At 36.6% G+C, this 21,301-nt stretch carries 15 protein-coding genes and 1 riboswitch; of the genes, 6 read left to right on the top strand and 9 right to left on the bottom strand.

Annotated elements, in window-relative coordinates:
* Nucleotides 1–91: 91 nt before the first annotated feature.
* A complete protein-coding gene (pcrA, locus tag ACVRZH_RS01570) occupies nucleotides 92–2,365 on the bottom strand; it encodes a DNA helicase PcrA (RefSeq protein ID WP_447453570.1) in 2,274 nt (757 codons plus the stop codon).
* Nucleotides 2,366–2,613: 248 nt separating this feature from the next.
* A riboswitch (glycine riboswitch) is annotated at nucleotides 2,614–2,704 on the top strand.
* 239 nt (nucleotides 2,705–2,943) lie between these two features.
* On the opposite strand from pcrA, the gene ACVRZH_RS01565 reads away from it, so the two are divergent.
* Nucleotides 2,944–4,275, top strand: a complete 1,332-nt coding sequence (locus ACVRZH_RS01565; protein WP_447453569.1) for an alanine/glycine:cation symporter family protein — start codon at nucleotides 2,944–2,946, stop codon at nucleotides 4,273–4,275.
* Nucleotides 4,276–4,388: 113 nt separating this feature from the next.
* Here ACVRZH_RS01565 and ACVRZH_RS01560 read toward each other — a convergent pair whose 3' ends face one another.
* Both ACVRZH_RS01560 and ACVRZH_RS01555 read right to left on the bottom strand, forming a co-directional pair.
* On the bottom strand, nucleotides 4,389–6,557 hold the full coding sequence (locus tag ACVRZH_RS01560) for a PTS transporter subunit IIBC (RefSeq protein ID WP_447453568.1): 2,169 nt from the start codon (nucleotides 6,555–6,557) through the stop codon (nucleotides 4,389–4,391).
* 10 nt (nucleotides 6,558–6,567) lie between these two features.
* The gene (locus tag ACVRZH_RS01555; protein WP_447453567.1) at nucleotides 6,568–7,359 is read right to left on the bottom strand and encodes an endonuclease/exonuclease/phosphatase family protein; all 792 of its coding nucleotides are present in this window, start codon (nucleotides 7,357–7,359) and stop codon (nucleotides 6,568–6,570) included.
* A 183-nt stretch (nucleotides 7,360–7,542) separates the two neighbouring features.
* On the opposite strand from ACVRZH_RS01555, the gene ACVRZH_RS01550 reads away from it, so the two are divergent.
* Together ACVRZH_RS01550 and ACVRZH_RS01545 are read left to right on the top strand one after the other, a co-directional pair.
* Entirely contained in the window at nucleotides 7,543–8,250 is a 708-nt protein-coding gene (locus tag ACVRZH_RS01550) for a UTRA domain-containing protein (protein WP_447453566.1), read from the top strand.
* Between the two features lie 37 nt (nucleotides 8,251–8,287).
* Nucleotides 8,288–9,484 (top strand): cation diffusion facilitator family transporter, encoded by a 1,197-nt coding sequence (locus ACVRZH_RS01545; protein ID WP_447453660.1) that lies wholly within the window; start codon nucleotides 8,288–8,290, stop codon nucleotides 9,482–9,484.
* Nucleotides 9,485–9,934: 450 nt separating this feature from the next.
* Here ACVRZH_RS01545 and ACVRZH_RS01540 read toward each other — a convergent pair whose 3' ends face one another.
* The 6 genes from ACVRZH_RS01540 to ACVRZH_RS01515 form a co-directional block, all read right to left on the bottom strand.
* A complete protein-coding gene (locus ACVRZH_RS01540; RefSeq protein WP_447453565.1) occupies nucleotides 9,935–10,267 on the bottom strand; it encodes a zinc ribbon domain-containing protein YjdM in 333 nt (110 codons plus the stop codon).
* A 90-nt stretch (nucleotides 10,268–10,357) separates the two neighbouring features.
* Nucleotides 10,358–12,172: a glutamine--fructose-6-phosphate transaminase (isomerizing) gene (glmS, locus tag ACVRZH_RS01535; protein ID WP_447453564.1), complete on the bottom strand. Its 1,815-nt coding sequence runs from the start codon at nucleotides 12,170–12,172 to the stop codon at nucleotides 10,358–10,360.
* A 186-nt stretch (nucleotides 12,173–12,358) separates the two neighbouring features.
* Nucleotides 12,359–12,916: a signal peptidase I gene (gene lepB, locus ACVRZH_RS01530; protein ID WP_447453563.1), complete on the bottom strand. Its 558-nt coding sequence runs from the start codon at nucleotides 12,914–12,916 to the stop codon at nucleotides 12,359–12,361.
* Between the two features lie 217 nt (nucleotides 12,917–13,133).
* The gene (gene pyk / locus ACVRZH_RS01525) at nucleotides 13,134–14,639 is read right to left on the bottom strand and encodes a pyruvate kinase (protein ID WP_447453562.1); all 1,506 of its coding nucleotides are present in this window, start codon (nucleotides 14,637–14,639) and stop codon (nucleotides 13,134–13,136) included.
* 60 nt (nucleotides 14,640–14,699) lie between these two features.
* Entirely contained in the window at nucleotides 14,700–15,710 is a 1,011-nt protein-coding gene (gene pfkA / locus ACVRZH_RS01520; RefSeq protein ID WP_447453561.1) for a 6-phosphofructokinase, read from the bottom strand.
* A gap of 81 nt (nucleotides 15,711–15,791) precedes the next feature.
* On the bottom strand, nucleotides 15,792–18,905 hold the full coding sequence (locus ACVRZH_RS01515; RefSeq protein ID WP_447453560.1) for a DNA polymerase III subunit alpha: 3,114 nt from the start codon (nucleotides 18,903–18,905) through the stop codon (nucleotides 15,792–15,794).
* 164 nt (nucleotides 18,906–19,069) lie between these two features.
* On the opposite strand from ACVRZH_RS01515, the gene ACVRZH_RS01510 reads away from it, so the two are divergent.
* The 3 genes from ACVRZH_RS01510 to ACVRZH_RS01500 are packed head-to-tail and all read left to right on the top strand — an operon-like array spanning nucleotide 19,070 to nucleotide 20,933.
* The gene (locus ACVRZH_RS01510) at nucleotides 19,070–19,459 is read left to right on the top strand and encodes a GntR family transcriptional regulator (protein WP_447453559.1); all 390 of its coding nucleotides are present in this window, start codon (nucleotides 19,070–19,072) and stop codon (nucleotides 19,457–19,459) included.
* Complete coding sequence (locus ACVRZH_RS01505; RefSeq protein WP_447453558.1) at nucleotides 19,456–20,154, top strand: ABC transporter ATP-binding protein; 699 nt, start codon at nucleotides 19,456–19,458, stop codon at nucleotides 20,152–20,154. The genes ACVRZH_RS01510 and ACVRZH_RS01505 overlap by 4 nt, the downstream gene beginning before the upstream one ends.
* Nucleotides 20,155–20,165: 11 nt before the next feature.
* On the top strand, nucleotides 20,166–20,933 hold the full coding sequence (locus tag ACVRZH_RS01500; RefSeq protein WP_447453557.1) for an ABC transporter permease: 768 nt from the start codon (nucleotides 20,166–20,168) through the stop codon (nucleotides 20,931–20,933).
* Nucleotides 20,934–21,301 lie beyond the last annotated feature (368 nt).

Below are 21,301 nucleotides of genomic sequence, written 5' to 3'. Positions count from 1 at the left end.
ATCCTTCCCAATCTCCTACTTTTTGATAGGGTTTTCATACTTCTATTATACCACTACTGAACATAATTGCCTATTGCTTTAATGTGATGGATTAGGTTTTTTTCTCGATAGGTGCTACGCTAGCTAGTACTTTTTTCAAGCCAACACTAGGGAAATTAATTTTTAATTCCTGAGTTTTACCTGTTCCTGATACTGATAGGACTGTCCCCTCTCCCCATTTACGATGTATGGCAATATCACCAATTTCCCAAGACACATCCGATGAAGAATCTTGATTATAGGATGATATCGGTTGACCAAATGCTCTTGGACTAGCAGCTTGTTTACGCATCTGTAGTGCTTGAGAAAGGCTCATCCCTTGTCCGAAGGTTTGTGATTTACCTTGATTACTATAAGAAGCTACAAATGAAGACTGTACTGGTCTCGCTAATCCGTCATAAATTAATAAATCACTTGATATTTCCCTGATAAAGCGACTAGGACGATTAGAATTGGTTTTACCAAACATAGTTCTCGTATTGGCATTGGTCAGAAATAGCACTTCCTCAGCGCGCGTGATACCCACATAAGCTAAGCGACGTTCTTCTTCCAACTCTTCCTCATCTTCACTAGCACGTGAAAGTGGGAAGACATTTTCTTCCATGCCAATAAGAAATACCACAGGGAACTCCAAACCTTTTGCTGCATGTAACGTCATCAAGGTAACTTCTGAAGACTCCACCTCGCCATCATCTGTATCAGCAATCAGGGCCAAATCAATCAAAAACTGACTAAGTTTTTCTAGACCAGTAGCTTGTTCCGTATACTTGTCATCGAAATGTTTGGTAACAGAGAGAAATTCGTTCAAGTTTTCTATACGAGCTTGGCTCTCAAGAGTGTTTTGAACAGCTAAGGCTTCTTTATACCCTGTTTTTTCAAGGATAGTCTCCACTAAGTCTGTTAAACTCATCTTGTCCAAAGAACTACGTAAATGTAACAACAGATTAGCCAAATCCCATATAGATTGGGCTGCCTTACCTTTTATCCCAGATAGCATAATTTGATCAGAAGCTTCAAACAGTGATAATTGATACTGATTAGCATGAAGCCTCAACTTTTCTACTGTTCCTGGACCTATGCCACGCTTTGGCTCATTAATAATACGTTCGTAGCTAATGTTATCCGAAGTATTAGCGACAACATTCAAATAAGCAATGATATCACGAATTTCCTTGCGGCTATAAAACTTCGTGCCACCAACCATTGTGTAAGGAATATTAGATTTTAGCAAAGCCTCCTCGATAGTACGTGATTGGGCATTGGTGCGATACAATACTGCAAAATCTTTGTAATGGCGATTATTCTCTCGGACCAGTTGTTCAATCTGACTAGCCACAAAGACGGCTTCTTCTTGTTCATCACGCCCTTGATGATAGGTAATATGATGACCTTCTTGATTTTGTGTCCATAAGTTTTTAGGACGGCGTTTTTTATTGTTGGCAATAACATCATTGGCCGCTTTAAGAATTCTCTTGGTTGAACGGTAATTTTCTTCCAACAACACCACTTTTGCTTGAGGATAATCCTTCTCAAAATCAAGAATGTTTTGCATATCAGCACCACGCCAACCATAGATAGACTGGTCTGCATCCCCTACAACACAGATATTTTCAAAACGTTTAGCAAGTAATTTTACTAACTGATACTGAGCGTGGTTGGTATCTTGGTACTCATCGACATGAATATATTGATAACGTTGCTGATAGTAGGCTAAAACATCAGGATGCTGATCAAATAAACGCAAGGTTTGCATGATTAAATCATCAAAATCCATGGCTTCACTACGCCTTAGCTCTTCCTGATACAGTTTGTAACATTTGGCAACAACCTGACTGTATATGTCATTGGCTCTTTGTTCATAGGCTTTTTCATCTAGCAAATCATTTTTAGCGTTAGAGATGGTTCCTAAAATAGATCTTTCATTCCACTGTTTAGGATCATAATTGAGTGTTTTTAAAATCCGCTTCATCAAAGTACGCTGCTCACCTGGATCAATAATCGTAAAATGGCGATTATATCCAATATGATCTGCATCACGTCTCAAAATTCGGACACACATGGCATGAAAAGTAGCAATCAAGGTATCTTGCGTAGCAGGATTAAGTGCCATCGCTCGCTCTTTCATCTCTCTAGCAGCTTTATTCGTAAAGGTAATAGCTAAAATATTCCAGGGATTAACCATTTTTTCATCAATCAAGTAGGCAATACGATGCGTCAATACCCTTGTTTTACCTGAACCAGCACCAGCCATGATTAACAACGGTCCTTCTGTTGTTCTAACAGCTTCAGTTTGCTTCTCATTCATACCATTTAATAAAGGATTCATTTATCTTCTCTCTTTCAAGTAGTCACCAAATTATACCATTTTTTAAACAACTAAAAAAGTCAAAGTCCTACTTAGTCTATTATATTAAATAAAAACAAATTCAAAAGCTTGACAAATTTTATATATAATTGGTAAAATGTTAAAAATTAAATGAATACCGGTTGATGTTTTACAGGAGAAGATGATATTTGTCATCGCCGAAGGAGTTATACTCTCAGGTGCTCATCTATTGAGCGGGACTGTTCAACTGACGGACTTCTGGAGAGACCTATATAGGCGCCGAAGGGGCAAGGTAGATTAGCTACTCAATCTCTCAGGCAAAAGGACAGAAGATAATGAATGATTCGCTCATTGCTTAAGGCTTTTTGAGTGTTTTCCTTATTATTTTTAAAAGCTTGCTTTTTACTAAGCTTTATTTCTCAGAGTTCGTATCAACAACTTAATTTAGTACTGATCAGGTAGGTGTTTCAACCTTACTTAGTAATTTGCTAAATGGTGTTGCTATACGAACTTTTTTGATGTATCACGTCCTTCTCTCTCTCTTGTCTGTTTTCTTAACCGTGATAAAGGAGATAAACATGTTATCATTTTTTCAGATGTTAAACGACTTGGTTTGGGGACCACCTCTACTGATTCTTTTGGTTGGTACGGGTATCTATTTAACCATAAGACTTGGTTTGCTACAAATGAGTAAATTAGGTACAGCTTTTAAACTTATTTTCGTTGACGATGAAGGGCATGGAGATATTTCTAGCTTTGCTGCTCTAGCCACTGCCTTAGCTGCAACCGTTGGTACGGGAAATATTGTTGGTGTTGCTACTGCCATCAAATCTGGTGGACCAGGAGCACTATTCTGGATGTGGATTGCTGCCTTCTTTGGTATGGCGACAAAATATGCTGAAGGATTGTTAGCGATCAAATACCGTACTAAAGATGCTAATGGACAAATTGCTGGTGGCCCTATGTACTATATTGTTCACGGGATGGGTGAAAAATGGTTACCTCTGGCGAAGTTTTTTTCAATCAGTGGTATTTTAGTTGCTCTTTTCGGGACAGGAACATTCACTCAGGTTAATGCTATTACCTCTTCCCTAAAACAAAGTTTAAAAATATCGGAACAATTTTCTGGTCTCGTTATCGCCATACTCGTAGCCATTGTGATTTTTGGAGGTATTCAATCTATTTCAACAGTCTCCACTAAAATCGTTCCATTCATGGCTGGTATTTATCTGATTGTATCATTAGCTATCATTATTGTTAATTATCAGTCGGTTCTTCCGATGTTACAATTAGTCCTACAATCAGCTTTTACTCCCGCAGCAGCACTGGGAGGATTCTCAGGTGCTATTGTGAAAGATGCGATCCAAAAAGGTATTGCTAGAGGGGTTTTTTCCAACGAATCTGGTCTTGGCTCAGCACCAATTGCAGCTGCTGCAGCTAAGACTAATGAACCTGTCGAGCAAGGTTTAGTTTCAATGACAGGAACTTTTATTGACACTATTATCATTTGTACCCTGACGGGCTTAGTGATTCTGGTCACAGGTCAATGGACAACTCAACTTGAAGGAGCTCCGCTCACACAAGCTGCTTTTGCGACAATTTTCCCTCAATTTGGCTCAATCATGCTTACATTCTGCTTAGTGCTATTTGCTTTTACTACTATTTTGGGATGGAGCTATTATGGCGAACGTTGTGTTACCTTTCTTCTAGGAACTCATTTTATCACTCCATATCGTATTCTTTTTGTTCTTATGGTTGCTTTAGGCGCTTTTCTAAAACTGGATCTAATCTGGGTTATTGCAGATATTGTCAATGGCTTAATGGCTTTACCAAATCTCATCGCTTTGTTGGCTTTGTCACCAGTGATTATTGCAGAAACAAACCGTTATTTTGAAGCAAAAAATGAATAAACTAAAACTAAATTAGCCACCACACAAAAACGAACAGGCTCAGCATTCCTTGGAATAGAATGTTGGAACTGTTCGTTTTTTATGATATTTAGTCTCGTTTTAATTTGGCTATTTTAAAGCACAACCTTTGCTACAAGGGTATTTTGCCCTAATTTACCTGTTTTGAATAAATCTACTGAGCTAAGCTCTGCAGTATTTGTATAAACAACAACAATCGTTTTTTCACGTTTAGCAGCCACAATGGAATCAATGTCTGCTACCAGTAATAAATCTCCTGCTTCAACGCGTTGCCCATCAACCACCTTGACAGAGAATGGGGCACCGTTTAAAGCAACAGTGTCTAAGCCAACATGGATAAGAACTTCTAGTCCAGCATCTGTTCGCAAACCAATAGCATGTTTTGTTGGAAAAACACTAGTCACTATTCCAGAAATTGGGGAATAGACGTAACCATTATCAGGCTCAACAGCAAATCCTTCACCCATCATCTTTTGAGAAAAAACAGGGTCTTTAACATCAGTAATAGGAATAACCTCACCTGAAGCTACAGAATAAATCTCTTCGACTGTTCCTTTTAGCATAGCAGTATTAACCTGAGTAGCTGACTGACTTGAAACGGCTTTAGGTACAGAGACACCGGAATCTAGGACATCCTGAATATCAGATTTTAAAATATCTGCTTTGGGACCATAGACAGCTTGTACACCGGAATCTTTCATAATCAACCCCATGGCACCTGCCTGTTTCCAAGCAGTTTCTTTGCCAACTTTGTCCAAATCCTTCACAGATACACGTAACCTTGTCATACAAGCGTCTACATCAGTGATATTGTCAACACCACCAAGAAGATTAATGACTTGAACAACTTGCGAACTAGCATCTAAATTTGTGGTATTTGAAGAAGATTCTGTAACTTGTCCATCTAATTCATAGTTGCCATTACGACCAGGTGTCGCAAAGTTGAATTTCTTAATCATAATATTTGCAATCACATACATGATCACAGCAAATAGAATAGTCACCCAGATAAAATTAAGCACATCCATACCTAAACCAGCTTTGATTGCCATTGGTGTACGGGTTAAGAATTCAATATTACCAAATGAATGCATACGAAGGTTTACAAGATCAGACATAGCAAATGCCGCACCTTGAACTAAAGCATACACTAGATAAAGGGGTAAGGCAACGAACATAAACATAAACTCAATCGGCTCTGTTACACCTGTCAAAAAGACAGCGAGTACAGTTGAGATGAACATACCTTTATATTGTTTTTTCTTGTCAGCATCAACATTACGGTACATTGCATAAGCCAAGCCCATCAAAATACCACTTGAACCAATCATTTGTCCAACTTTAAAACGCGCTGGTGTCACGTTAGTTAATAACGTATTATACTGAGAAAGCTCGCCAGCATCTTTGAGGTTAATTAAGTCTGTAATCCAAGCTAACCAAAGTGGATCTTGTCCAAATACTTGGCTACCTTGTTGAGCACCAGTTAAGATTTCATAAGTACCACCTAAGGCAGTGTAGTTCATCGGAATGGTTAACATGTGATGCAAACCAAATGGTAACAATAGACGTTCTAATGTTCCATATACAAATGGCGCTAAGATTGGTGCTGTGTCTTGTGAGTTCGCAATCCATTTTCCGAAATTATTGATTCCTGTCTGAACCAGCGGCCAAACCACTGCCAATGTCAAGGCAACAAGAACTGAACGATAGATGACAACAAAAGGAACAAAACGTTTACCATTAAAGAAAGATAAAGCATCTGGAAGTTTACGATAATTGTAGTACTTGTTATATGTTGTTGCACCTACAAAACCAGCTATCATACCGACAAAAACACCCATATTCAAAGCTGGTTGACCTAAGATAGACACAAAATAACCAGATACAGGGATAGTTGTCCCAAAGACTGTTTTAACAGTTGCTTCAGCATCATTGAGCATGGCTGTTGATACGCCGAAGAAATGACCTGTGATAAGGTTAATCAGAATAAAAGCCAATCCTGCAGCAAAAGCTCCTCCTGCCCTTTCTTTAGCCCAACTACCACCAATTGCAAGTGCAAATAGTAAGTGGAGATTACCAATAATCCCCCAACCAATTTGAGCAATCACATTACCAATCAAGGCAAGTGTAGCCGAATCTTGACTAAGCAACGGAATAGAATTCCCGATACTAACCATCAATCCAGCCGCTGGCATAACGGCAATCACAACCATCAAGCTCTTACCGAATTTTTGCCAAAATTCAAAGCTTAAAAATTTTTTCATCTGTCTCCTCCTAAAAAACTAGTTCTACTTCAACACCATAATGATCTGACACAATAGGCTTATATTTACCATTAAAAATCACACGATGTGCATTAACTTGGCAAGGTTCATTAACAAAGACATAATCTAATCTTTTATCTTGGAAATGATTATCCCAACCATCAATAGCTTTCGTTGCCGTAATACCATCATCTTTAACTTTTGCCAAATCATAGGTATCATAAAGTGGTAACTCTTTTAACCGTTGATACTCTCTGGATTGTGATAAGGCATCAACATTAAAGTCCCCTAATAATATCTTTAAACGCTTGGCAGAGTGCCTATTAAGAATACTTCTAACATTTTCAACTTGATCTTCACCCTTGCAATCTGGGAGATTAATATGGCAAGAGTAGCAATCAATAAGCTGATTATGATAGGATAAGGTTAAGCCGACCACTTTTCTTGCAGCGATAGAATTGATATCTGTCGATTGGCTACAATAGAAAGCATCTGTATCATAGATCGGCAGCTTAGTTAAGATAGCAATACCTTCCTCGTATTTGTCATACCCTATATGTGATTGACTCCAAACGTAAGAATAAACATGGTCAGACCATTCATTAATCATTTGAACTAATAACATACCAAAGTTATCTTTTTTGAGCTGTTGGCTAATCGTTTCTGAGACAATCAGCTGATTGACTTCTTGTAAAGCCACAACATCATAGTCATTTTCAGCGATTGCCTTAGCTAAAATAACCAGCTTGTCCTCTTGGTTTTCTTCAAGCCATGAATGAACATTTAAGGTTAATAATTTCATTTATTTCAGATTCACCTCCTTCAACAACAATTATATTTTAACGAAAACGTTTGCAAAAGTCAATATGTTTTACGTAATTATTTTTAAAATAATATCACTTTTATGTACATATAATTAGTGGTATGGTTTTGTTAGTCCAATTATGGTAAACTAAAGAGAGTTAGAACAAAGGAATAGATTAAGATGAGTAAATATAAATCCGTTTATAGCGATATCAAAAGTAAGATAGATAAGGGTGAATTAAAAGTCAATCAGGAATTGCCTACCGAAAATGAATTAATGGCTTTTTATGGTTTCTCTAAAGATACTATTCGCAAGGCATTATTGCAATTGGAACTTGATGGCTACATTCAAAAAATGAGAGGGAGAAATTCTATTGTTCTCGAACGAGGGCGTACTAAAAATAACTATATTAGTGAAATTCGAACTTCCGATGAATTAAATAGAGCAGATGGTCATGATATTAAAACACATTTGAACAGCTTCTATATTGTTCAAGGAGAACCATTATTGATGGAAATATTTAAGGTGGATGACAGTGTCGATTTTTACCGTGTTGGACGCAGTAGAGAAATCGATGGTGAACGGATTGAATATGAATTATCTTATTTTGATAGACGAGTCATCCCATACCTCAATAAAGATATTGCCGAACAATCCATTTATCAATATTTAGAGACAGAACTTGGACTGAAAATCACCCACTCTCGTAGAGAAATTGCCTTTCGTTACGCAACCGACGAAGAAAAAGCTAATATGGATTTGGGCGATTTTGATATGGTAGCCGTCATGACCAGCCTAACATACCTGTCGAATGGTCAGATTTTCCAATACGGTACCATCAGCTATCGTCCTGATAAATTTACATTTGTGACTATGGCTAAACGATAATACAAATCCATTTCAATAAACAATTAAGTTAGGAGTAATTATGTCAACCCCAACTGAAGACTTAAAACTGGCAGAACGCGGACCAATCCTGAGCATTCTGACCTATCTCATTCTAGCCTGTATAAAGCTATTAGCAGGTTACAGTTTAGGGGCCTCTTCCCTAGTGGCTGATGGCTTTAATAACTTTTCAGATATTATCAGCAACGTGACGCTACTCATTGGTCTCAAAATGGCAAGTAAACCAGCGGATGTTGACCATAAATTTGGTCATTGGAAAATTGAAGATTTGGCAAGTCTATTAACTTCCTGTATCATGTTTATGATTGGTATTCAAATTCTTTTTCAGACCATCCAAAACATCATTAGTAAAACCACTCCTAAAATAGACCCTTTAGGTGCTGCTGTTGGTTTATTATCAGCTCTAGTCATGTTAGCTGTTTATACCTATAATAAAAATCTGGCAAAAACGATTAAATCAAGTGCCTTGATTGCAGCATCAAAGGATAATTTAGCAGATGCAGTCACTTCAATAGGTACCTCATTTGCCATATTAGCAAGTTGGTTACACTTTCCTCTGATCGACCAAATTGTTGCTTTCGTTATTACCTTATTTATTTTAAAAACCGCCTATGACATCTTTGCTCAGGCAAGTTTCTCCTTATCCGATGGATTCAATGAAGAGACACTTCACATCTATGAAGAAGCTATCTTACAAATCCCTAAGATAACCACTGTCAAATCTCAACGTGGTCGCACTTACGGCAGTAATGTGTATCTCGATATTGTATTAGAGATGCATCCGGATTTATCTGTTTATGAAAGTCATGCTATTACAGAAAAAGTTGAAGAATTGTTACGGGATGAGTTTGGCGTCTATGATATTGATATCCATGTAGAGCCATCTGCTCTACCCGAAGATGAGATCTTTGAGAATGTTTACAAAAAACTCTTGACTTATGAAAAAATGATTCTCTCTAAACTACCTGACTATGACCAACATATTCACGACAATTTTTATCATATCGAAAGTAATGGCGAAATCAGCGATAAGCAAAAACTCGTTGAGCTAGAACGCTTTTTACCCAGTAATATTGAACACTTCTCTTTTCAAACTATTAGTCAAAAAACCAAATTATTAACGTATGAATTGAACAACGAAAAGCATACCAGTATTTGGCGACGACACGAAATTTGGCAAGTCATTTACCACCAAACCACTAAAATAGAATCATAACCCTAGCCTGAGTTAAAGCTAGGGTTTTCCATATAAAGAAAATAAGAAAGTCTGATATCTCAGTATTTACATTTTGACTTATTCACCATAATGGTGTTGAATACGCATTAAAGAGGCATTAACCTTTCTGAGATAAATGATTTTTCAATGACTCTACACTTGAGAAATAAGATACTACTACTAAACAAGAGCAGGGATGATTTAAGTAATGAACGTTTCGACATAAAAATCTTTCTAAGTACGACAACACAAGTTTTATGACAATTTAAAACTTATCATAATAACAAAATATTACATTAGTCGATTCTAATATATAATTTAGGTTTACCTAAAAATATCATATAGATAATCTTTTTGTCAACATTTATCTATAAAATAAAAACAACGGAATTTAAACCGTTGTTTTTAAATCATCAAAAGCTATTTGATATGCGCTATTAAAAAGAACATTTAGACCTTTTTAACAAATTCTGATTTAAGCTTCATGGCACCAAAACCATCAATTTTACAATCAATATTGTGGTCCCCTTCAACGAGACGAATGTTTTTTACTCGCGTACCTTGCTTAATATCTTTAGGAGCACCTTTAACTTTTAAATCTTTTATAACCGTCACAGTATCTCCATCTGATAATCTTGTTCCATTGCTATCAAGAACAACTAAACCTTCTTCTTCTACACTATCACTAGGTGACCATTCATAAGCACATTCAGGGCATACAAGTAGTGCACCATCCTCATAAACATACTCTGACTGACATTTTGGACAATTTGGTAATGACATTTTTTCTCCTCGTTTATCTTATCATCTATTTCATCTGTAATAAATAGTTACCTTACTATTTTACTCTAGTCAGACTATTTTAGCAAGCTATTATTCGACCGTTACCGATTTAGCTAAGTTACGTGGTTTATCGACGTCAAGACCACGTTGCAAAGTTGCATAATAAGCAATCAACTGTGTTGGAATAACCATTGAAATAGCAGATAAATACGGATGAACCGTTGAAATCGTCAAGTCATCACTGGCTGTCGCTATTACTTCATCAGCAATGGTCAGCACTTTAGCTCCTCTTGCTGTAACCTCTTGAATATTTCCACGTGTATGTGATGCTAAAATTGGGTTATTTGATAACAAGGCAATAACTGGCACACCATCTTCAATCAAAGCAATTGTCCCGTGTTTTAATTCACCTGCAGCAAAACCTTCACACTGAATATATGAAATTTCTTTTAATTTCAAGCTGGCTTCCATGGCAACGTAATAATCTGTACCGCGTCCGATATAAAAAGCGTTACGGCTAGTCGCTAAAAGCTCTGATACTTTAGCTTCAATTTGCTCTTTTTGGGCTAAAGTCGCTTCCATTGATTGTGCAACAAGGGATAATTCATGTATCAGATCAAAGTCTTTAGCCTTAGGATTGTCAATCGCTTCACCTACTGCTTTAGCTAAAATCGCTAAGGTTGCAATTTGAGCTGTATAAGCCTTGGTCGAGGCAACAGCAATCTCTGGACCCGCATGCAACAACATGGTGTGTGTCGCCTCACGAGATAAGGTTGAACTTGGAACATTCGTTACAGTTAAGCTTGGGATCCCCATCTCATTAGCCTTAACTAAAACTTGACGACTATCAGCCGTTTCACCTGATTGGCTAATCATAATGAATAAGGGTTTCTCACTAAGAAGTGGCATGTTGTAGCCCCATTCTGACGCAATACCTAATTCAACAGGTGTATTGGTCAACTGCTCTAAAAAGTCTTTTGCAGCAAAGCCTGCATGGTAAGATGTCCCAGCAGCCAATATATAAATACGATCTGCTTCTATCACTGCATCAACAATGCCTCTATCAACCTTAACCTGATTATCTTCAGTATAAGCTGAAAGCAGTTTGCGCATAACCGTTGGTTGCTCGTCAATTTCTTTAAGCATATAATAAGGGTAAGTTCCCTTACCAATGTCAGACAAATCTAATTCAGCAATGTAGCTTTCTCTATGGATTTGTTGGCCTGCATAATCTTGGATAGTCACACCATCCTTTTTGACAATGACAAGCTCTTTATCATGAATTTCCATATACTCATTAGTTTCTCTAATCATAGCCATGGCATCAGAACAAATCATATTATAACCATCACCAAGTCCAATGAGAAGTGGTGACTTATTTTTAGCTACATAAATAGTGCTATCATCATTTGCATCCATTAATGCAAACGCATAAGACCCTTCAATGATAGACAAAGCCTTTTGAAAAGCCGGTAAAATAGGCATCTCATCTTCTTCAACAAACTTACCGATTAAATGAACCGCAATTTCTGTATCGGTTTGTCCCTGAAGATGGTGATTAGAAAGATAAGTTTCCTTAATCTCTGCATAATTTTCAATAACGCCATTATGAACCAAAACAAAGCGTCCAGTTTCAGAACGGTGAGGATGTGCATTCGCTTCACTCGGCTTACCATGAGTTGCCCATCTAGTATGTCCTATTCCCGCTGATCCCGCAATATCAATTCCGATTTTGTCGCGTAATTCTGCAATCCGTCCAACAGACTTAACTAATTTTGACTTTCCTTGACCATTAGAGACAAAGACACCTGCAGAATCATATCCACGATACTCTAACTTCTCCAAACCTTGCATCAAAATGTCAGTTGCATTTTTATTGCCTACAACGCCAACAATTCCACACATATACTTTTTTCAGTCAGATAATTCTGACTTACTTCTCCTATCGTCATTGTAAATTGGTATAGTCTTTCAATAAGACTCAAAAACCACTAAAATAGTATATAATTTTATTTCATTAAAGTCAATTATTATAATTGGTATAGTCTATTTGGATATAAAACACTACAAAAAAAAGAGTAACCATATTGGTTACTCCACATCAATAAAACCAAAATCCTCTAGAGGTAATAAACGAAATGTAATAGTTCCCTTGATTTGCTTTTTAGGTATCAATCCAAAAGTACGACTATCATTGAAATTTTGCCTATCATCATTCAAAATCAAATAATAATCATCTGGAATTGTCTGATATTTTCCTTCTGTCAGGGTTTCTAAAGTAAAATCAGGTGTAAAAGCTGTCTCACCATTAGAAGCAACTAGGTGCTTGGTACGCAACTTTTCTAAATAATCCTGAGATTCCACCATGGTATCAAGGTAAAAAATATCGTCCATATAAGTGATCGTCTGCCCTGGAAGCCCTATGACACGACCTATATGCGTTTTATTGTCAAATTTATAGACAACCAACTCCTTATAGTTAGGCAAATCATGTTTCGTTGCAGTAACCAAATCATTTTCTCTAATAAAAGCATTAGCATTCTCTGAAACAACACGATAGGTATCAAAGACAAAAAGCCTTAAAAAAATAAGCATTAGTATAGCTAAAACGGCTAGAACAATATTTCTAATAAAATCACGTTTGACCATAACTACTCCTCTTCTTAATACTGCTATTATACCATAAAATAAATGGGAAAAAAAGATGCGAAGATAAGCAAAATAACGTTAAAAACTAATCAGTAGCTATGGCTTAATCTTCTTGTTAAATAACTGAGACTAAGAACTCTCAAAAACAAAACAATATGCTATGAAAACAAAATAAGAAATTGAATTCAAAATCCAATTTCTTACCTTGTTAATTTAATTATTTAACTGTACGAACACGCATTGTGTTAGTTGAACCAGCTACACCGACTGGAACACCAGCCACAATAACGATATTATCACCTGATTCTACTAAACCTTGTTCAAGTGCAACTTTTTCTGCCAATTCAAACATATCATCTGTTGATGCTGGTCTTTCAGTAACTACTGGAATAACACCCCAATTCAACATCAATGATTTTTGAACTTTTTCAGAGAAAGTAACAGCTAGGATATCAGCATCTGGACGGTATTTTGAAATTGAGCGAGCTGTATAACCTGTTTCAGTAATCGCAACAACCAATTTAATGTCCATTGAATGTGTCGCATCCTTAACAGCTGATGCAACAACTTCTGTTTTTGAAGTACGATCAAAGTGTGCTGAACTTAAACGACCATAGGTATTAAGGTGATTTTGAGCATTCTTAGCAATAGTAGCCATTGTACGAACAGACTCAACAGGGTATTTACCGTTTGCAGACTCACCAGAAAGCATTGTTGCATCTGTACCATCGATAACAGCATTGAAGACATCTGATACTTCTGAACGCGTCGCACGTGGTTTTTCAGTCATTGTCTCAAGCATGTTTGTCGCTGTAATAACAGCTTTACCTGCAGCATTAACTTTCGTGATAATCATTTTTTGGTAAACTGGAACCATTTCAAATGGTACTTCAATTCCCATATCACCACGAGCAATCATGATACCATCAGCAGCTTCAATAATTTCATCTAAATTGTCAATACCTTGTTGGTTTTCAATTTTAGCGAAGAGTTGAACATGTGAGTTACCTGTTTCGTTACAGATAGCACGAACTTCTTCAACGTCTCTTGCTGTACGAACAAATGAGATAGCAATGTAGTTCAAGCCTTGTTCAAGACCAAAACGGATATCAGCGTTATCGCGTTCAGCAAGGGCTGGGAACGGAATCTTAGTGTAAGGAATGTTAACGCCTTTTTGTTTGGCAATTACACCATCATTTTCAACACCAACGATGAATTCACGTTTTTCTTCATCTTTAGCGATAACAGTCAAACCAAGTTTTCCATCGTCAACAAGAATTTGTTTACCAACTTCAACGTCGTCAAAAATGTCAAGACCACCTGCAACATTAAGAGCAATAACCTCTTTTGTTGATTTAATTCCTTGTTTTGTAGCTACACGAAGTTGATCACCTGTTTTATATGAATATTCTTTTGCTTCACCGTCAAAAAGCTCTGTACGGATTTCAGGACCTTTTGTATCAAGTAAGAAACCAACTTTTTGACCTGCAATCTCTTCTGCACGACGAACAGTTGCCATACGTGCTCCTTGCTCAGCATGGTCACCATGTGAGAAGTTGAAACGGAAAACGTTAGCCCCTTCAGTAATTAATTTCGCAATAGTTTGAGCTGACGTCTCAACGTCAAGTGGCTCACCCCAATAACCACTTTCGTGTTGACTTTTACCACCACGTGTTTCAACAGCAGGACCAAGTGTAGCAACAATTTTTACGCGTTTATTCATGTTTCGTTAAACTCCCTTTATTTTTTGTCTTTTATGACTAAGTTATAACATTTTTAATGATTAGAAAGCTAAATCTTTATTCAATTGAGCGAAATCAAGACGTGCTTTATGTGGGTTATTCACAATAATCTTACCATTTTCACCCAAGCTGAACAGAGCATTTTCTTCTGCTGTTCCGAGAATTGGACTCTCAACAAGTTCTTCGTTGTGAACACCAACAGCTAAACCACCACGTCCTTCTTTAAGCAACTTAACCGCGTGAGCACCCATCCAAGATGCTAAAACACGGTCACGGGCAGTCGGTGAACCACCACGTAGAATATGACCAAGGTTAGTCACACGAAGGTCACTAATGTCTCCAGCTTCTTTAAGTTTAGCAGCAAATGCTTCTCCGCTCATAACGCCTTCAGCAAGAACAATGATATGGTGATTTTTACCTAAATTGTAACCATGGTTGATCGATGCTACGACTTCATTAATGTCATAATCTTCTTCTGGTACAATAATTTGATCAGCACCTGCCGCAATACCTGCCCAAAGAGCAATGTCACCAGCATTTCTACCCATGACTTCAATAACAAAAGTACGCTTGTGACTTGAAGAAGTGTCACGTAATTTATCAATAGCCTCAGTAGCCGTATTAACTGCAGTATCAAAACCAATAGTATAATCTGTTCCAACGATATCGTTATCAATTGTTCCTGGAACACCAATTGCTGGGAAACCATGCTCTGTTAAACGCATAGCCCCATGGTAAGAGCCATCGCCACCGATAACAACAACACCTTCAATACCGTGTTTTTTTAATTGCTCAATACCAGCTAATTGACCTTCTAACTTAGCAAACTCAGGATAACGAGCAGAATAAAGAAAGGTTCCTCCACGAGAAATATTGTCTCCTACTGTACGTGAATCAAGAGGGAAAATATCTCCTGCAACCATGCCTGCATAGCCATTATTGATTCCGTAAACTTCCATTCCTTCTGAAATTGCTTGACGAACAACTGCACGAACTGCAGCATTCATACCAGGGGAGTCACCACCACTAGTCAAAACAGCAATACGCTTCATTTTTTAATACTCCTTTTTTGATATTTCAACGTTTCTATTATAGCACATAGATTGGAAAAATGCTTGTTTTTCTTACATATTTTACTGAAAAATCGTTTTCAAGACATATGGAGACAGGTCATTTAATAAAGCCGTGCTATCTCTCACTCTAAATTCCTGAATTCTCAATGTCTCTCTAGTCTCTTGATATCTCAAAACAACGGGAATATCACCATTGTAGCGACTTAAAATATCGGCAATGATTTGATCATGCTCATGATTAGCTAGGAGTATCCATAATTTCTCCTCCTTGAGTAACTCAAGTTCTTCCAAAACCAATTGCATTTGATCATCACGTTTTTTTACTTTTCCTTTCACCCAAACCATTTGGTCTTCTTGGATCAAAGATTTATAGCGACTAAATACTTCTGGAAACAGTGTCACATCTATATGTTTCCTACTATCTGATACTTTTAAAAATGCCATTTCTTGTCCAGTGCTCTTTGTTCTAATAATTCTAATAGAACTTATTTGGCATAGTAGGGTTGCTCTCTGATCTGGTATAAGCTCATCAAACGGTGTATAGTGACCTTTAAAATCTTTTAAATAACCAATAAGCGGATGAGGACTTATACCAACGCCTAAAATATCTTGCTCCAATTGATATTTTTCTAAATCGCTATAATCATCATGAATCGTCCAACTATATGACGAATCAGCAAACAAACTACCTAGTTCTGTGACAAAAATGAATAATGTATCCAAATTTTCTAAGATTTGACGCCTATTTGTATCAAATTCGTCAAATAAACCAATCTGTATCAGAGGAGCTAACAATGTTTGCTTGTGATACTTTTCTGGAAGTCTTGTCAAAAAATCTTCAATGCTTACAAAAGGTCTATTTTCTATAATCCAGAAAGCTAAATCTTTTGGGAGCTGTCTGATATGTTTCATCCCTAATAAAATATAATTTTGATTGATTTTATCATGATAACCGACATTGTTGATGTTCGGTTTTGCTAATTTAAAATGAGATGATAGGGCATCAGTAATGTAATCACTGCTAGAATAGTTAAGCATCACATCATAAAAGATAGATGGGTAGTGGGCTTTAAAATAGGCTAATTGAAAAGCTAAGGCTGAGTAAGCATAGGCATGACTTTTATTAAAACCATAGCCAGCAAACTTTGCCATCATCGCAAACAAGTGTTTAGCCGTTGTTAAGGAATGCCCCAAAGATTGTGCCCCTACTAAAAAATCACTTTCCATACGCTGCATTTCTCGAGCATCTTTTTTAGACATGGCACGACGTAATAAATCAGCTTTACCTAATGTGAAACCACCAAAAAGTTGTGCAATTTGCATAACCTGCTCTTGATAGAGCATAATACCATAGGTAGGTTCTAAAATTGGCGCAATTAAGGGATCAATCAAGTCTACTTGTTCCTTGCCATATTTACGATTGATAAAATTTTCAATGTAATCACTGGCTCCCGGACGATTTAGACTTGTCGTCGCAACAACTTCTTCAAAACGCTGAGGTTTAATTCTTTTTAACAGATTGATGGCTCCTGCTTGCTCAAACTGAAAAATGCCTTTTGTATCGCCACGTGCAAATAACTCTAGCGTTTTTTGATCTTCTAAGTCAATCTCACGTATATCAATTGAAATGCCTTGTTCAAAGAACAATTTCTCTTTCATCTTTTGAACAAAAGTTAGATTACGTAAGCCAAGAAAATCCATTTTCAGTAATCCATTCGCTTCTACTGCTGACGCGTCGTACTGAGTGATCATCATATCCTCACCTGATTTCAAAGGAATATGCTCCGTCAGGAGATCATCACTCATAACAACTCCTGCCGCATGGATAGATGTCTGTCTTGGTTTGCCTTCAATTCGTTTGGCAATCGCAAAAGCTTTCTGAAATTCTACACGACTGTTAATCAATTGTCTCAAGGATAGCTGTTTTTGATAAGCCGAATCAAGTGTGTCCTTAAAACCGATTTTCTTTGTTAGATTACTCAATTCATACTCTTTAGCACCAAATCGCTTAAAGACATCCCTAATCGCTTGTTTAGCTCCAAAAGTAGAAAATGTCACAATTTGAGCAGAATGATTATCTCCATAGCGTTCTTTTGTATAATTCAAAAAATGAGTACGATAAATATCAGGTAAATCGATATCAATATCAGGCATGCTGTAGCGTTCCTCATTTAAAAAACGCTCAAAAAGGAGGTTATTTTTGACTGGATCAATACCTGTAATATCTAAAGCATAGGCAACTAAACTTCCTGCTGCCGAACCACGACCCATTCCCATATAGTAACCACTTCTCAAACCAAACTGAATGAGATCCCAGACAATCAAAAAATAATCATCAAATCCCATTTTGTGGATAATACTCAGTTCATGGTCAAGTCTCTTTTGATAGAAACTTGTTTGACAACCTTTTGCCAAAAGCCCAGCTTCTGCTAGCTCCCTGAGTTCTACAACAGCTTCTTTAGAAGGATTAAATCTTGGTAATTTAAGATGAGAATCAAATGTGTATTTTACCCCCTTCACCAATTCATCAAGATTGTCTAAAGCTTCTGGATAACGTTCTTGAAAGATAGCCTCAATTTGAAATGGAGATAAAAATTCCTGATGAGGGGTTGGTGGGGGAGTGTTGCTTAAAGAAGTGTTTTCCCTAATAGCATGCAATACATGAAGAGTTTCAATATCTTCTTTCTCAAAATACCTAACTTGGTGCAGAGCGATTGTTTTAGCTGAAAATGATTGGATTTCTGTATCTGGATAAACACCAATATAGTATGACATCGGCAATTTTACTTCTTTAACGACTTCCTTGTTATCCTTATAAGGTATGATTATAGCAATGTCTTCTAAAAATTGGACAATATCATCCCAATCACGATGATTCGTCATAACAGCCGTTGAAATTTTCATCAACTGCTTATAGCCGTTTGTATTTAAGGAGATCAACTGTAATGATACTGATTGCCCTTTTATTGCGATCTTTATTTCAAGTCCAATAATGGGTTGGATATCTACCTTTTCACATGCCTTAACAAAATGATAGGCTGTATAAAGATTGTCCCTATCCATAATACCTAGGGTTTTATACCCCAGCTCACAAGCCTTTTGAATGTAGTTTTCAATATCAATAACACTATCCATAAAGGAATAGACCGTTTTAGTATCTAATTGAGCAAACATAAAACTCCTCTCCTTGCTTGATATAGAGATAACTGACTAGTTAATTAATATTATACTATAAAAAAACAGAACTTTCTTGACAAAGTCGTTCTTTTGTTTTATTATGATAATACAAAAGATAACTCATTTATCATCTTTATGTTACCTTCAGAAAGGAGCAAGCTATGGCATGGATATTTGATGAAAAATCTCCAATTTATGCACAAATAGCTCATCACATCAAGCTACAAATTATTAGTGGCGTGATAAAAAGTGGGCAACAGTTAGCAACTGTTAGAGAATTAGCAGAGGAAGCCGGTGTTAATCCCAATACCATTCAACGTGCGTTTACTGAATTAGAACGTGAAGGAATTGTCTATTCTCAAAGGACATCAGGACGATTTGTCACAGATGACTTAGAACTTATTCGTCAGCAACGCCAGGAACTAGCAGAAACTGAAATATTAAATTTCATCTCTAAAATGAAACAGATTGGATTGGATAACCAGTCCATTATCAATACGGTTTCTACCTATTTGGAAACATCACAAGTGGTTAAAGGAGAATCATTATGACACAACTTTTACAAGTTCATCGTGTAACTAAAAAATATGGTAAACATACTGCCCTAGATAATTTAACCCTATCTATCCCTTCAGGTAAAATCATTGGTCTTTTAGGACCAAACGGAAGTGGTAAAACAACACTCATTAAATTGATTAATGGGCTTTTACAACCAACCAGTGGTGAGATTGTCATCAACGGCTTTAGACCTTCAGTTGAGACAAAAAAAATAATCTCTTACCTACCAGATACAACATATCTCAGAGATAATATGAAAGTTTTTGACATGTTGACCTTGTTTGAAGATTTCTATGAAGATTTTGACAGAGAACGTGCTGAAAATCTTCTCAATGATTTAGATATCAGCTGTGATGAAAAGTTAAAAAACCTCTCAAAAGGAAATAAAGAAAAAGTTCAATTGATTTTAGTGATGAGCCGTAAAGCTAAACTCTATATTCTTGATGAACCAATTGGTGGTGTTGATCCTGCAGCTCGTGAATATATTTTAAAAACCATAATCAATAATTATTCAGAAGAGGCTTCTGTAATCATTTCAACACATCTCATCTCAGATATCGAGCCTATTTTAGATGAGGCTATCTTTATCCGTAAAGGAGAACTTGTTCTACAAGGCAATACTGATGACTTGCGCGAAGAACATGGCAAATCAATCGATGCTATTTTTAGAGACGTGTTTAGAACATAAGGAGGTTAATCATGTTTGGGAAACTATTAAAATACGAAATAAAAGCAGCAGGAAAATGGTATTTTCTACTTTACGCTGGCGCTTTAATCCTATCTATTATAATAGGATTCACCATTAACTCAACTCTTAAACACAGTGCTGAAAATGAAATGCTATATGTTCAGGACACCTTCTACTTCTTCTTAACAATGACACTCGTTGCCATTATTGTTGGTATCTCAATTTCGACATTATTCTTAATCATTTCCAGATTTAATACCAATATTTTCGGACGAGAAGGTTACCTAACACTAACACTTCCTGTTAGTACACATGCAGTCATCTTATCAAAACTCTTAACCTCAGTCTTCTGGTCACTATTGAATTCCTTAGTTCTTGTCCTAAGTTTTGTCCTCATTAGTTTACCATCATTTGCATTAAAAGATGTGTTGATTATATTGCCACGTCTCAAACCTTACTTAATGACACCTCAAGCTGGACTCTTTATCCTATTTGCTCTGACTTCAGTTTTATCAGCCATTATGTTAATTTATTTTTCGATTTCAATCGGTCAACTCTTCCAAGATCGTCGTGGTTTGATGGGATTTGTTGCATACTTTACAATAATTGTCATCTGGTCAGTATTTGATTTAGCAATTGGATATAATATGGAATTCTTTACTCCAGACTTTGTTATGGATACTTACTTAATCAGCGGAATTATAGAATCTTCTATTTCAGCCATTATATTCTACATCGGTACTTACTTGATTATCAAAAATAAACTAAATATCCAATAAATATCATTACATCACTTCTTGTCATCTACTATTGAGAGAAGTGATGTTTTCTTTATACATTGTATACATAAAGAAATCTTGAAAATAACACTAAACCTCAACTGTCATAACATGTATGCTAAATGCTTTGTTAGTGTAAAATAAATCTCGGAAATGCTTTACCAAATGCAAAAAGTCCTATATCCTTCTAGATAAACACTACATTTACCTAGAAGGATATAGAACTTATCAAGAGGTTTTGTGGCTCTATAATTTCTGTAGTGGGTAACTCCACCATAGAGATTATAGGGCCTTTTGAGTATCAAAAAGTCCCATATGACCTATAATGAAAAGCAAGCAAACCATCATTAGAAAGCCTCATATGGAAT

The sequence above is a fragment of the Streptococcus fryi genome (assembly GCF_053206505.1).
The sequence above is the reverse complement of the archived record's forward strand: the minus strand, read 5'-3'. Positions and strand labels throughout refer to the sequence as shown.

What these genes read in the sequence shown, in the direction of transcription:
- pcrA (WP_447453570.1), bottom strand. Translation starts at nt 2,365, where the DNA reads ATGAATCCTTTATTAAATGGTATGAATGAGAAGCAAACTGAAGCTGTT.
- ACVRZH_RS01565 (WP_447453569.1), top strand. Translation starts at nt 2,944, where the DNA reads ATGTTATCATTTTTTCAGATGTTAAACGACTTGGTTTGGGGACCACCT.
- ACVRZH_RS01560 (WP_447453568.1), bottom strand. Translation starts at nt 6,557, where the DNA reads ATGAAAAAATTTTTAAGCTTTGAATTTTGGCAAAAATTCGGTAAGAGC.
- ACVRZH_RS01555 (WP_447453567.1), bottom strand. Translation starts at nt 7,359, where the DNA reads ATGAAATTATTAACCTTAAATGTTCATTCATGGCTTGAAGAAAACCAA.
- ACVRZH_RS01550 (WP_447453566.1), top strand. Translation starts at nt 7,543, where the DNA reads ATGAGTAAATATAAATCCGTTTATAGCGATATCAAAAGTAAGATAGAT.
- ACVRZH_RS01540 (WP_447453565.1), bottom strand. Translation starts at nt 10,267, where the DNA reads ATGTCATTACCAAATTGTCCAAAATGTCAGTCAGAGTATGTTTATGAG.
- glmS (WP_447453564.1), bottom strand. Translation starts at nt 12,172, where the DNA reads ATGTGTGGAATTGTTGGCGTTGTAGGCAATAAAAATGCAACTGACATT.
- lepB (WP_447453563.1), bottom strand. Translation starts at nt 12,916, where the DNA reads ATGGTCAAACGTGATTTTATTAGAAATATTGTTCTAGCCGTTTTAGCT.
- pyk (WP_447453562.1), bottom strand. Translation starts at nt 14,639, where the DNA reads ATGAATAAACGCGTAAAAATTGTTGCTACACTTGGTCCTGCTGTTGAA.
- pfkA (WP_447453561.1), bottom strand. Translation starts at nt 15,710, where the DNA reads ATGAAGCGTATTGCTGTTTTGACTAGTGGTGGTGACTCCCCTGGTATG.
- ACVRZH_RS01515 (WP_447453560.1), bottom strand. Translation starts at nt 18,905, where the DNA reads ATGTTTGCTCAATTAGATACTAAAACGGTCTATTCCTTTATGGATAGT.
- ACVRZH_RS01510 (WP_447453559.1), top strand. Translation starts at nt 19,070, where the DNA reads ATGGCATGGATATTTGATGAAAAATCTCCAATTTATGCACAAATAGCT.
- ACVRZH_RS01505 (WP_447453558.1), top strand. Translation starts at nt 19,456, where the DNA reads ATGACACAACTTTTACAAGTTCATCGTGTAACTAAAAAATATGGTAAA.
- ACVRZH_RS01500 (WP_447453557.1), top strand. Translation starts at nt 20,166, where the DNA reads ATGTTTGGGAAACTATTAAAATACGAAATAAAAGCAGCAGGAAAATGG.